9 protein-coding genes are annotated in these 12966 nt (G+C 63.9%); 6 read left to right on the top strand and 3 right to left on the bottom strand.

What is annotated here, in order from left to right; all coding sequences use genetic code 11:
• Window positions 1–15: 15 nt before the first annotated feature.
• On the bottom strand, window positions 16–3339 hold the full coding sequence (locus IVA93_RS12425; protein ID WP_247541653.1) for an adenylate/guanylate cyclase domain-containing protein: 3324 nt from the start codon (window positions 3337–3339) through the stop codon (window positions 16–18).
• A gap of 143 nt (window positions 3340–3482) precedes the next feature.
• Window positions 3483–4160, bottom strand: coding sequence for a Crp/Fnr family transcriptional regulator (locus IVA93_RS12420; protein ID WP_026233339.1), 678 nt, complete (start codon window positions 4158–4160; stop codon window positions 3483–3485).
• A gap of 332 nt (window positions 4161–4492) precedes the next feature.
• Between IVA93_RS12420 and IVA93_RS12415 the strand changes: the two genes are divergently transcribed.
• The 6 genes from IVA93_RS12415 (at window position 4493) to IVA93_RS12390 (ending at window position 11781) form a co-directional block, all read left to right on the top strand.
• A complete protein-coding gene (locus IVA93_RS12415; RefSeq protein WP_247541652.1) occupies window positions 4493–5314 on the top strand; it encodes an ABC transporter ATP-binding protein in 822 nt (273 codons plus the stop codon).
• Window positions 5311–7242, top strand: coding sequence for a long-chain fatty acid--CoA ligase (locus IVA93_RS12410; protein ID WP_247392424.1), 1932 nt, complete (start codon window positions 5311–5313; stop codon window positions 7240–7242). The genes IVA93_RS12415 and IVA93_RS12410 overlap by 4 nt, the downstream gene beginning before the upstream one ends.
• A gap of 220 nt (window positions 7243–7462) precedes the next feature.
• A complete protein-coding gene (locus IVA93_RS12405) occupies window positions 7463–8356 on the top strand; it encodes a branched-chain amino acid ABC transporter permease (RefSeq protein ID WP_204511807.1) in 894 nt (297 codons plus the stop codon).
• A 3-nt stretch (window positions 8357–8359) separates the two neighbouring features.
• Window positions 8360–9433, top strand: a complete 1074-nt coding sequence (locus IVA93_RS12400) for a branched-chain amino acid ABC transporter permease (protein WP_085348728.1) — start codon at window positions 8360–8362, stop codon at window positions 9431–9433.
• 46 nt (window positions 9434–9479) lie between these two features.
• Window positions 9480–10763, top strand: a complete 1284-nt coding sequence (locus tag IVA93_RS12395) for an ABC transporter substrate-binding protein (RefSeq protein ID WP_247367523.1) — start codon at window positions 9480–9482, stop codon at window positions 10761–10763.
• Between the two features lie 178 nt (window positions 10764–10941).
• A complete protein-coding gene (locus tag IVA93_RS12390; protein ID WP_247789815.1) occupies window positions 10942–11781 on the top strand; it encodes an ABC transporter ATP-binding protein in 840 nt (279 codons plus the stop codon).
• Here the strand turns inward: IVA93_RS12390 and IVA93_RS12385 are convergent.
• On the bottom strand, window positions 11778–12932 hold the full coding sequence (locus tag IVA93_RS12385; protein ID WP_247367519.1) for an AGE family epimerase/isomerase: 1155 nt from the start codon (window positions 12930–12932) through the stop codon (window positions 11778–11780). The genes IVA93_RS12390 and IVA93_RS12385 overlap by 4 nt on opposite strands.
• Window positions 12933–12966: the final 34 nt, after the last annotated feature.

Below are 12966 nucleotides of genomic sequence, written 5' to 3'. Positions count from 1 at the left end.
ACTCCTTCACATGATCTAGTCAAGAAACGGCAGTACGATCAGCCCTGCGGGATCAAGCCCGTGCCGCGTGCAGACGTCCTGTGCCAGCGCGAAATATCGCTCGGCCTCGGGCATGTCGCCTCGATCAAGGTTCAGCGTCGCAAGACCATCATAGCATGGAAACAGCTGCTGCGGCTCGCCGGTTTCGCTCGCCACCTCGATTGCCTCATTGTAGCAACGAGCAGCCAGATCGGGCCGGAAATGGCATTGATGGATTTGCCCGAGCACGATCAACGGCACGGAGAGATGCTCGCGCTGATCAAGCGCGCGGTCGATTTCGATCGCCTTTTCGGCGGCCGGCACCCCCTCCTCAGTACATTTGTCCGTGAAGGTGCAACAGGCAACAGCAAAATTGGCAAGAAGGCGCGCCTGGAACCCGAGATCGCCGATCCGACACGCGACATCGAGTCCGCGCCGGCAAACCTCCACGGCTTTCGCCGGGTCGACAATCGTGTAGAGCACACCGAGATTGGTGTAGCCGCGGCAGGCCACGTTGAGGAGCCCGGCGGCCTCGGCTGCTGCGACACTTTGCTCCACCTCGCGCACCGCCTCCTGGTGTCGGCCAAGCCGCGCCAGTGCCACCCCCTTGGTGTTGAGCGACTCTGCAATGGCGCGCGCTGCCTCGAATCCGACTTGCCTGTCGGCGTCCGCCGGTACGCTTCGGGCGTAGCCAAGCGCCTCGTCCGCCCATCTCGCGGCGGCCACGTGATCGCCCGTGCGAAACGAAAGACGGCCGCGCTCTTGCAGGAGGTGCGCCCACTCGATGGGCGCGTCGGTCCCTCCCAGCCGTTCGGCCGCCTCGGCATAATGCGCCTCTGCCTTGATCCGCTTGCCGGCGTCCCACAACAATCGGCCAAGCTTGCGGAGAATTCGCGCTTCGCCGATGCGGTCCTCCGCATTGCGATGACCTTCCAGCGCACTCTGGTAGTGCTCCTCAGCCGTGATCCTCCGGCCGGCCGCGGCACACAGCTCCGCGATCCGCTCGCAGAGGATCAGGCGTTCGGGCTCCCGTTCCCCGCCGGCCAACAACACGGCGAGAGCCTGTTGGTAGAAGCGGATGGCATCGTCATTGGCGTAGGTCGCGCGGGCGCGATCGCCGGCCGCGCGCAGATAGCGCGCACCTTTTGGCTTGCTCGCGCTCAGGCTGAAATGATGTCCGAGCAGTATGAGGTCCTCGAGGCGCTCGGGCTCATTGCCATAGAGCCGCTCCAGCGCGGCACCAATCCGTCCATGGAGCTCGATCCGACGCTGCAAGAGCAGGTTTTGATAGATCACGTCCTGAAGCATGGTTTGCGTAAAGCGATAAGATCGCAGCGAGATCGAGTTCGCGCCCGCGACCTCCTCGACAATCTCGGCATCGCACAGAAGTTCGAGCCCCGCTTCCACCTTCGTCCGCTGCGATGCCATCGCACCGAGAAGAGCCGCATCGAAACGTGGGCCGATCACCGCGGCCTCCTGGGCCAAGCGGCGCACCTCATGCGGCAGCCGGTCCAGGCGCGCCAGTAACAGGGCCTGAATGCTTGCCGGTATATCGGCGGCGGCTTCATCTGACTTGATCCGCCACTGTGAGCCGTCACGCTCCAAGGCGCCAGCTTCGATGAGACCGCGGATGATTTCCTCAAAGAAGAGTGGATTGCCGCCCGCGCGCTCCAGGATTCGACTGAACAGATTTCCCGGCGGTTCACTCCAACCGTGGCTGAAGTAGGCCGCGAGCAGCTTTTGTCCGTCTGCATCACCAAGCGGAAGCAATCGAAGGGTTGTATGGCTGATCCGCCCCGAGCCGAACTGATCCAGTTCCAGCATAGGCCGATGCGTAAACAACAGCATCAGCCGCGTACGCTCCAGCCGGTCCATCAGGAACCGCAGCGCTTCAAGCGATACGGCATCGGCCCAGTGCAGATCCTCGACAATGATCAGGAGCGGCGACAGGACCAGGCGCCGTTCGAACACGGTACGAATCGCAAAGAATATCTGCCGCCGAAGCTGCTCGGGCTCGACGTGCTGCAGCGCGGCGTCCGGATCGCCGAGGCCGAGAACGTGGAAATAAAGGGGCATCAGGCGATCGGCCTCTTCGACCGCAAGGCCGAGCTCCGACAGTGCCGTCGCCAGCTTGGCCTGGGCCTCCGCCACGGTCGTCTTCTGCGCGATGCCGTAGGCGCTGCGCAGCACAGCGGCAAGGGTGCCATAGGACTGTTCGCCCAGCGGCGAGCAGACAGCGCGCCGGATCGCCACGCCGGCGAAACGGTCCTCATCGCGGGCGTGGGCAACGAATTCGTCCACCAGACGCGTTTTGCCGATGCCGGCTTCACCGACCAGCCGCACCAGCTGCGCCGCGCCGCCACACGCGAGATCAAGATTGTCGACTAGACGGGCGAGCTCGGCGTCGCGCCCAATCACCGGCGCACTCAGGCCCAGCGTATCGAGGCCGCGTGCCGCACGGGGCGTGTCGAGCGGTCCGTTCAAGCGATGGACCAGGACGCTGCCCATCTTGCCCTTCAGCGAGACCTCGCCAAGCGATTCATATGAGAATGCATGCCGCGTAAGACGGTAGGTCAGCGGCCCGACCAGCACCTCGCCCGTGGAAGCCATCGACTGCAATCGTTGAGCCGTATTCACCGTATCGCCCGTGACCGAGTAGGATTTGGCAACTCCAACACCCAGTCCGCCAGCAACCACGTGCCCGGTGTTGATGCCGACATGAAGCAGGAGCGGTGACCCGGCATACGCCTTTGCACGTTCGCTGAGTTGCGCCGTTCGGCCGATCATGTCGAGCGCGGCGCGGACGGCCCGCTCGGGGTCGTCTTCGTGCGCGGCCGGCGCTCCGAATAGCGCAAGCAGCGCGTCGCCGATGAATTTGTCCACGAAGCCGCCAAAGCTTTGCACCGCCGCCGTTAGCTCCTCGAACAATTCGTTCTGAAGCGCCTGCATGACTTCAGGATCGAGTCGCTCGCTCATCGTGGTGAAGCCGCTAAGGTCGGCAAACAGCACGGTAATGGTGCGGCGGTTGGCTTCGCTGTCGATCTTGTCCGGCTGCGATCGAAACCCGTATTGGGCTTCTGCCGTCGGCGCCAGCGGTGGCGAGGACGCACTGGTCGGGACAGTCACGCGGCTGGCCCGCATTGATGCCAGCCCGCCTGACTTGGAGGCTTCACTGACGAGGGCGCCGCATTTCGGGCAGTACGCGAAATCCGGTGCGCACGCATAGCCGCAGCCGGGGCAGGCGTTCGGCTGCTTCGTGCCGCATTTCGGGCAGAAGACAAAGCCGCTCTGAACCTCGGAACCGCAACAGGAGCAGTTCATGGGTCGAGACCCCGCGGGCGCCGCGATGGCGCAGCCTGCTGGACCCGGTCAGATGGCCCAGGATCTCGGCAAGGATGGGCTCGTCGTGCCGGAAGAGCAAGCGGTGGGTTGCGGCGCTCGCAGTTGCGGCCGCGAACGCTGCTTCACTCCTCCCCGTACCCCCTTAGCCGTTCGATATCCAGAATAGTCACGCCACCATACTCCAACCGGAGCAAGCCCTCTTTCTCCAGCCGGTTCAGCGCGCGGTTGGCATTCTGGCGGGACATGCCGGAAAGCGCGCCGATCTCTTCCTGGGTGATCTCCAGATGCGCGGTGGATTCCGGATAGAGGATCGGATTGAACAGCGAAGCAATGCTGCGGGCAAGCCGCGCAGTGGCATCCAACGTGCGGTTGACCTCGAGCATGCCGATGAACTGGCCGAGCCGCTCGTTGAGCTGGCGTACCAGGAAGCGGTTGAAGCCGACGCTGTTCTCGAACAGCCACATGAAGGCGCTGCGTTCCATCAGCGCGACGCGGCTGTTGCGCAGCGCGACCACGTCATAGCGGCGCGGCTCGTTCTTGAGCACGCTGCCCTCGCCGAACCAGGCCCCTGCCGTCAGCCCGGCAAGACTCGTCTCCTTGCCGTCGCGCGAGACCCCACCCATCCGGGCAAGGCCGAAGACCATGCCGGCCCAATAGTCGAACGTATCGCCGCGCATGAAGACGGTCTCGCCAGTGCCGTAGGACCGCTCCGTGATCCCCGTACGAGCGACCTCGATCTCCGCTTGCGTGAGCTCGCGCGACCAGGCAGCGACGCGCTTCAGTTGATCCTCTGAAATCATGATCCCGAAGCCAGCCGCACCGTTCGTCACTCCTGTTCTGCTGCAACGCAGCATGACCGTTTCGAACACCATCCAACGAAAGATGGATGATCCCCCCATCCAAAAACTTTGTCGCAGAATTGTCAGGCGGGAGACATTTTAAAATAACGCTTTCCCCTATTGAGGACCACCTCGGGCGATGCGGCTTTTGATCCCAAACGGGAACGAGAGCGGCGCGGCTCCGGTCGAGACCATCTGCTGCATGGCCTCACCGGCACGGTCGTACTAGGATTGCCCGATAGAACGGACGAAGAGCGCCACTGAAAGCGCCATCACCGGGAGGGATCTGTTTGGTGGCTACCAGTCTTGAAGTGCGCGGCGTGTCATTGCGATTCGGCGGCGTTCGTGCGCTGACCGATGTCGGCTTCGCCATCAGGGAAGGCGAGCTGTTCTCGATCATCGGCCCCAACGGCGCCGGCAAGACCTCGATCGTGAACTGTATTTCCGGCCGCTACAAGCCGACCGAAGGCCAGCTGTTCTACCAGGGCCGCGACATCACCGGCCTGACGCCCAACGCGCGCGCGTCGCTCGGCATCGGCCGCACCTTCCAGAACCTGGCGCTGTTCCACCACATGAGCGTGCTCGACAACATCATGGTCGGACGCCATCACCTCCTGAAGAACAATTTTCTCACGGGCTCGCTGTACTGGCTCACCGGCGCGCGCAAGGAAGAGCTCGAGCACCGCCGCAAGGTGGAAGAAATCATCGATTTCCTCGATCTCCAGTCGGTGCGAAAGGCGCCGGCCGGCACCCTCTCCTACGGCTTGCGCAAGCGCGTCGAGCTCGCCCGCGCCATGGCGCTGGAGCCGCGCCTCATTCTCCTCGACGAGCCGATGGCCGGCATGAACTTCGAGGAGAAGGAGGATATGGCCCGCTATATCGTCGATCTCAACGAAGAGTTCGGCATGACCGTGGTGATGATCGAGCACGACATGGGCGTGGTGATGGACATCTCCCACCGCGTCATGGTGCTGGATTTCGGCCGCAAGATCGCCGAGGGCGATCCGGCCGCCGTGCTCGCCGATCCGCACGTCAGGCGCGCCTATCTTGGCGAAGAGGACGACGTGCTGGTCGACCCTGACGATGCTCCGCCGGCGCAGGAGAGCGCGGCATGATGGATTACGCAGGCCGTGTCGCGCAGGCCAACACCTATCCCAAAATGCTTCGGCTGAATGCGAAGGAGTACGGGAACGAGATCGCGCTCCGAGAAAAAGATCTCGGGCTATGGCGCCCGTTCACCTGGAACGACTACCAGACGCGGGTGCGCGATTTCGCGCTCGGCCTCGTCGAACTGGGCCTTGGGCGCCAAGACGTCGTAGGCATCATCGGCGACAACCGGCCGGACTGGGTCGCGGCGGAAATCGCGACCCACGCGGTCGGCGGATTGAGCCTCGGGCTCTATCGCGACGTGCTCGACGAAGAGGCCTCCTATCTCCTCAATTATGGCGAGGCGCAGCTCGTTTTCGCTGAGGACGAGGAGCAGGTCGACAAGCTGCTCACCCTCGCCGACCGCGTCCCAAAGCTGAAGCACATCATCTATTCCGATCCGCGCGGCATGCGGAAATACGATGATCCGCGCTTGATGTCGGCGGAGACGTTTGCCGAACTCGGCCGGGCGCGGGCTACGCGCGAACCGGATCTTTACGATCGGCTGGTGGACGCGACCAAGGGCGAGGACGTCGCGATCCTCTGCACGACATCAGGTACCACGTCGCATCCAAAGCTCGCGATGCTCGCCGCCGGCCGCGTGCTCGGCCATTGCGCCACGTATCTCGCTTTCGACCCGAAAGGGCCGGACGACGAATACGTGTCGGTGCTGCCGCTGCCTTGGATCATGGAACAGGTCTATGTACTCGGCAAAGGCCTCTTGTGCCGAATGAAGATCAACTTCGTCGAGGAGCCCGAGACCATGATGAACGATCTGCGCGAGATCGCGCCGACGTTTATCCTGTTTGCACCGCGCGTTTGGGAATCGATCGCCGCCGATGTCCGCGCCAGGGTGATGGACGCAACCCCGTTCAAGCAGCGCCTGTTCGACATCGGCATGAAGAGCGGGCTTGCCGCGCTCGAACAGGGCGAGCGTTCCGGCTTTGCCGACGCGATCCTGTTCCGTGCATTGCGCGACCGTCTCGGCTTCACCCGCCTGCGTTCAGCCGCAACCGGCGGCGCGGCACTCGGGCCCGAGACCTTCAAGTTCTTCCAGGCCATGGGCGTGCCGCTGCGCACGCTCTACGGCCAGACCGAGCTGCTGGGGGCCTACACGCTGCATCCTGCTGGCAAGGTCGACCCCGACACGACGGGCGTGCCGATGGCCGACAGCGTCGAGATCCGCATCGACAATGCCGACGTCCACGGCGTCGGCGAGATCGTGGTGCGGCATCCCAACATGTTCCTCGGCTACTACAAGAACCCGGAGGCGAGCGTAGCCGACATCAAGGACGGCTGGATGCTGTCCGGTGACGCCGGCTATTTCAACGCGAACCGTCAGCTAGTGGTCATCGACCGCATCAAGGATCTCGCCGAGACCTCGCGCGGCGAGCGCTTCTCGCCGCAATTCATCGAGAACAAGCTGAAGTTCTCCCCCTATATCGCCGAAGCCGTGGTGCTGGGCTCGGGCCGCGACGCGCTCGCCGCAATGATCTGCATCCGCTACTCCATCATCTCGAAATGGGCGGAGAAGAACCGGCTCTCGTTTACGACCTACAGCGACCTGGCCTCGCGGCCCGAGGTTTATGCGCTACTGAAGAAGGAAGTCGAGACCGTCAACGCGACTCTGCCGCCGGCACAGCGCATCTCCCGTTTCCTGCTGCTCTACAAGGAGCTCGACGCCGACGACGGCGAACTCACCCGCACGCGGAAAGTGCGCCGCAGCGTCATCAACGAAAAGTACGAAGGCATCATCGACGCGATCTACCGCGGCCAGGCCGACATCCCCGTGGACACCGTGATCCGCTTCCAGGACGGCAGCACGCAGCGCGTACGTACAACGCTGAGGGTCGTGGACCTGGGCGGACCCGGGCACATGGCGGAGGCCGCGGAGTGAGCCTACTTCGAACCGAGAGCGCGATGCGGGTCGATGCGCCCTCTCCCTTTGCGGGAGAGGGCATCTCCGCTATTAGCCAAGACCCCACTCGGGTGAGGGGTCCTCTCTCCCCGCCCTTACTGCTGAGACAACCCCTCACCCGTCTTCGCTTCGCCAAGCCACCCTCTCCCACAAGGGGAGAGGGGAAGAGCGCGCCGGATTTGTCAGCGAGCACCACTTCATGAACACCGCCTTCCTCATCCAGCTCCTGGTCAACGGCCTCGTGGTCGGCACGCTCTATGGCGTGGTCGCGATGTCCTTTGTGCTGATCTACAAGGCTAGCCAGGTCGTCAATTTCGCGCAGGGCGAGCTCTTGCTTGTCGGCGCCTGGGTGTGCTGGACCTTGCTCGCGAAATACCAGGTGCCGTTCTGGATCGGCATGCCGATGACGCTGGTGTTCATGTTCGTGTTCGGCATCGCGGTGCAGGTCCTGATCCTGCGACCGATGATCGGCGAACCCATCATCTCGGTCATCATGGTGACGATCGGCCTCTCCACCGTGCTGCAGGCGACGCTGAAATGGATATTCGGTGTCAATCCACAGCCGTTCCCGCGTGTGTTCGAGAGCCAGTCCGTCAGCCTGCTCGGGCTCCAGATCCAAACCGTCTATGTCATGAGCCTCGTCGTCTCGGTCGCGATGATGATCGGCATGGCCTGGTTCTTCCGCGCCTCGAAGTACGGACTTGCGATGCGCGCCACCGCGTTCAACCAGCAGGTGGCACAGTCGCTCGGCATCTCCGTGAAAAGCGTGTTCGCGATGGCGTGGGCGATCTCAGCGACGGTTTCCGCGGTCGCGGGCGTCGTCGTTGCCGTGGTGAACGGCGTCTCCTCCGGGTTGGCCGGCTACGGCATTAAGGTGTTTCCGGCGGCGATCCTCGGCGGACTCGATTCCGTCGGCGGCGCCGTGCTCGGCGGCATCATCATCGGCCTGCTCGAGAACATCGCGCAATATGTCGACAGCGAATACCTTCACTGGGGCAATCTCTACGAGATCGCGCCGTTCTACGTCCTCATCATCGTGCTGATGATCAAGCCCTACGGCCTGTTCGGCACCCACGACATCGAGCGGATCTGATCCATGGCCGGCCCTGTCCTCATCCCTGCTGGTGACTTCCGCACCTCCTATGCGGCCGACACCACGATCTTTCCGACCACGACCAGCCGCAATTTTGCGATCGTCGGCGTGCTGCTGCTGTGCTTCGCGCCCCAGTTCTTCAGCGGTTACTGGCTCAGTATCCTGATCCAGATCGGCATCTTCTCGATCGCGGCGCTGGGGCTGAACATCCTGGTCGGCTTCACCGGCCAGATCTCGATCGGCCATGCCGCCTTCTTCCTGCTCGGCGCTTTCACCTCGGCCTACATCTCCAACAACACGCCGATCCCGGTCTTCTTCGCGATCCCGCTTGCCGGCATCATCACGGCGCTGATCGGGCTGATCTTCGGCATCCCGGCGGCGCGCCTGAAGGGGCTCTACCTAGTGATCGCGACACTGGCCGCGCAATACATCCTGCTCGACTTCTTCTCCCGCGCCGAGTGGTTCACCGGCGGCTCGGTGCCGGCGAGCGCAAGTCCGTTCTCGATCTTCGGATACACGCTGCGCGGCGACAGGCAGTATTTCTATGTTGTGCTGGCCTATGTGCTGGCGAGCTACATCCTCGTCACCAACCTGATGCGTACCCGCGATGGCCGTGCGCTGGTGGCAATCCGCGACCATTATCTCTCCGCGGAGATCATGGGCATCAATCTCACAAAGTATCGCACGCTGTCGTTCGGCCTTGCCGCGTTCTTCGCCGGCATCGCCGGCGCGCTCTATGCGCACTACCAACTCGTGGTATCGCAAGAGGGTTTCGGCATCGAACGTTCGATCCTGTTCCTCGCCATGATCATCATCGGCGGCACCGGTTCGATCATGGGCACGCTGATGGGCACCGCGTTCGTGGTGCTGCTGCCCGAGACGATGGAGTTCCTCAGCGTCGCGCTGAAGGGCGGCGCGATCGACAAGGCGCTGTCGCTCAACAACAACATCACCTTCCTGCGCGAGATCGCAATCGGGGTGATCATCATCGCGTTCCTGATGTTCGAGCCCGACGGGCTCGCCCATCGCTGGCGACAGATCAAGGCGTACTGGAAACTCTACCCGTTCTCGCATTGAGCGCGGGCAACTCGCTAACCAACAAATAAACAGGAGGAGGCAACCCATGAAGACAAAATCCCTTTTGAGCACCGCGTCGCTGGCGCTGGCGATCGCCGCATTCTCGGCAAGCGCGCAGGCGCAGATCGCGATCGGGCACCTCGCCGATTATTCCGGCGGCACCTCCGACGTCGGCACACCCTATGGCCAGGCCGTCGCCGACACCTTCACCTGGGTCAACAAGAACGGCGGCGTCGGCGGCAAGCAGCTCAATGTCGACACCAACGATTACGGCTACCAGGTGCCGCGCGCGATCGCGCTCTACAAGAAGTGGTCGGCGCCCGACTCCAAGGTCGCGGCCATCATGGGCTGGGGCACGGCAGACACCGAGGCGCTGACCGGCTTCCTCGCCCAGGACAAGATCCCCGACATGTCCGGCTCCTATGCCGCCGCGCTCACCGACCCCGAAGGTATCAGCGGCAAGGCAAAGCCCGCGCCGTACAATTTCTTCTACGGCCCGAGCTATTCGGACTCGCTCCGCGCCATGCTGATGTGGGCGGCCGAGGACTGGAAGGCCAAGGGCAAGTCCGGCAAGCCGAAATTCGTCCACATGGGCGCCAACCACCCCTATCCGAACGCACCGAAGGCCGCCGGCGAAGCCATGGCGCAGGAGCTCGGTTTCGAGGTGCTACCGCCGCTGGTGTTCGCGCTCGCGCCGGGTGACTACAGCGCGCAGTGCCTGAGCCTGAAATCCTCGGGCGCCAACTACGCCTATCTCGGCAACACCGCCGCGTCCAACATCTCGGTGATGAAGGCCTGCAAGACCGCCGGAGTCGACATCCAGTTCATGGGCAATGTCTGGGGCATGGACGAGAACGCCGCCAAGACCGCCGGCGATGCCGCCGACGGCGTGATCTTCCCGCTGCGCACCGCTGTGAGCTGGGGCGGCGATGCGCCCGGCATGAAGACCGTGATGGAGATCTCGAAGATGTCCGACCCGACCGGCAAGGTCTATCGGCCCGTGCACTACATCGCGGCGGTGTGCTCGGCGCTCTACATGAAGGAGGCGATCGATTGGGCCGCCAAGAATGGCGGCGCCACCGGCGAGAACGTCGCCAAGGGCTTCTACCAGAAGAAGGACTGGGTGCCGTCAGGCATGGAGGGCGTCTGCAATCCTTCGACCTGGACCGACAAGGACCACCGCGGCACGCTGAAGGTCGATCTCTACCGCACCAAGATTGCGGGCGCGACCGACGGCGACCTCAACGACCTCATGGCCAAGGGCGCGATCAAGCTCGAGAAGGTCAAGACGGTCGAGCTCCCGCGCAAGCCGGAATTGCTGGGCTGGTGAGCCTCCTTTCGCCCTCCGCACAACTATCATCCCCCGCCTTGTGCGCAGCGCGCACTGGAGCGGGGGATCCAGTCCGCCGCGGCTTCCCGGTGAATCTCCGGCGTCTCTGGAATACTGGCTCACCCGCCCCAGTGCGATTGCGCACAAGGCGGGTGACACATCGAGAGAGTAACTGATCATGAGTGAAGCGGCTCACATCGAGCGCCCCTCCCCCGGCGTTGTACCCGCGCAGCCCCTCCTTGCCGTGCGCAACATCGAGGTCGTCTATGACGACGTCATCCTGGTGCTGCGCGGTCTCAGCCTCGACGTGCCCAAGGGCGCGATCGTGGCGCTGCTCGGCGCCAATGGCGCCGGCAAGTCGACGACGCTGAAGGCGATCTCCGGGCTGCTCAAGACCGAGGACGGCGAAGTCACGCGCGGCGAGATCCTGTTCGAGGGCGAGCGCATCAACGGCATCGATCCCGACAAGATCGTCCGCCGCGGCATCTTCCAGGTGATGGAGGGCCGGCGCATCGTTGCCGACATGACCTCGCTGGAAAACCTCAAGCTCGGCGCATTCACCCGCAGGGACCGCGAGGTCGGCGCCGATCTCGACATGGTCTTCGACTATTTCCCGCGCCTGAAGGAGCGCACCGGACTGGCTGGTTATCTTTCCGGCGGCGAGCAGCAGATGCTCGCGATCGGCCGCGCGCTGATGGCGCGCCCGAAGATGATCCTGATGGACGAGCCCTCGATGGGTCTGTCGCCGCTGCTGGTGAAAGAGGTGTTCTCGATCATCCACAAGATCAATCGTGACCTCGGCGTCACCATTCTCCTGGTCGAGCAGAACGCCCGCGCTGCGCTGTCGGTGGCAAGCCACGGCTACATCATGGAGCAGGGCAAGGTCGTGCTCGACGGCACCGCGGACGAATTGCGCGACAACGAAGACGTCAAGGAATTCTACCTCGGCGGCGCCGGCGACCAGCGCAAGAGCTTCAAGAACCTCAAGAGCTTCAAGCGGCGCAAGCGCTGGCTTTAACCTTCCAATACCTGTTCCGCTTCCGTGACTGCGCAGAGAACATGATAGAACGACGACGCAGGAATGGTGTCGATCAGCGATTTGCCGTCGCGCTCGAACTGGTCGTACCAGCCGCCCCGCACGGGATGGCTGAGATAATGGCGTTCGAGCCGCGCCAGCGCCATGCGCGCCTCGTCCGCCGCGCCCGCCTCGCCGGATTCGGCCTGCGCGATCCACGCCTTCGCAATCTCGGTCTGCGGCCACAGCCGGCGCGTAGTGCGGCGCATATTGCCAGCGTCGTCCCCCTCGTCGATCAGGCAGCCGGTGGCCTCGTCGCGATAGCGCAGCGCGGTTTCCAGCAGCTCGGCGCGCCGCTGTCCGGTCGGGCAGCCCGTGATGCGTTCGAACCCCTTCAGCAACCAGACCCATTCCGCCTGGTGGCCGGGCTCGACGCTGACCGGCGCGATCTTCGACCAGTCCTCTTCGAAATATTCGCCGAGCGCGCATGTCCGCTTGTCGTAGAGATTGGCGAGGAACAGCGCGAAGAACTCGCCGGCACGGTTCTGGAACGACAAATCGTGGGTCGCGTCGAAGCACGCGATCATCGCCTCGAACAGATGCATGTGCGGGTTCTGCCGGCGCGGCAGCGAGACCGGAAGGCCTTCGTGGACGCCGCCGTGCGGCGAGCGCAGATGGCCGTCGAGGAAGGCGAGCAGCGCGTCGATCTCGGCGCGAATTTGCGCGTCCTGGTCGAGCGCATAGACGGCCGCGAGCGCAAACAGGATGAAGGCGTGGTCGTAGGCGTCGCGCCGGCCGTCCAGCACCGCGCCCTCCGGCGTCAGCCGGTGCACGTAGCCGGGCCGGCCGTCGGGCGCCTTTGCTTTGGCGAGCAGATGCTCGAGCCCCTTCAGTGCGATGGCGCGCCCCTCAGGGTACCAGCCCATCTGCGCAGCCTTGGCGTAGCACCAGATCTGGCGGGCCTGCACGAACACCCGGCGCGGCGCGGCGCTGTCCGCCGTGCCGTTGCGGTGCAGCCGATCGATGAAACCACCCGCGCCATGGTCCCAGCCGACCGTCGACCACAGCGGCAGCGCCTCGTCGATCATGCGGCGCTTCAGGCGCGCGACGACGTCCGCCGCCTCGTCCGCCGCACTGATTCCCTCGTCCGCCATCGCGTCCTCTTCAAACCTCGCCCGTGGCCGTCTG

This window comes from Bradyrhizobium sp. 155, from assembly GCF_023101105.1.
GTDB classification, from domain to species: Bacteria; Pseudomonadota; Alphaproteobacteria; order Rhizobiales; family Xanthobacteraceae; genus Bradyrhizobium; species Bradyrhizobium canariense_D.
This window is presented reverse-complemented; position numbering and strand designations above follow the sequence as displayed.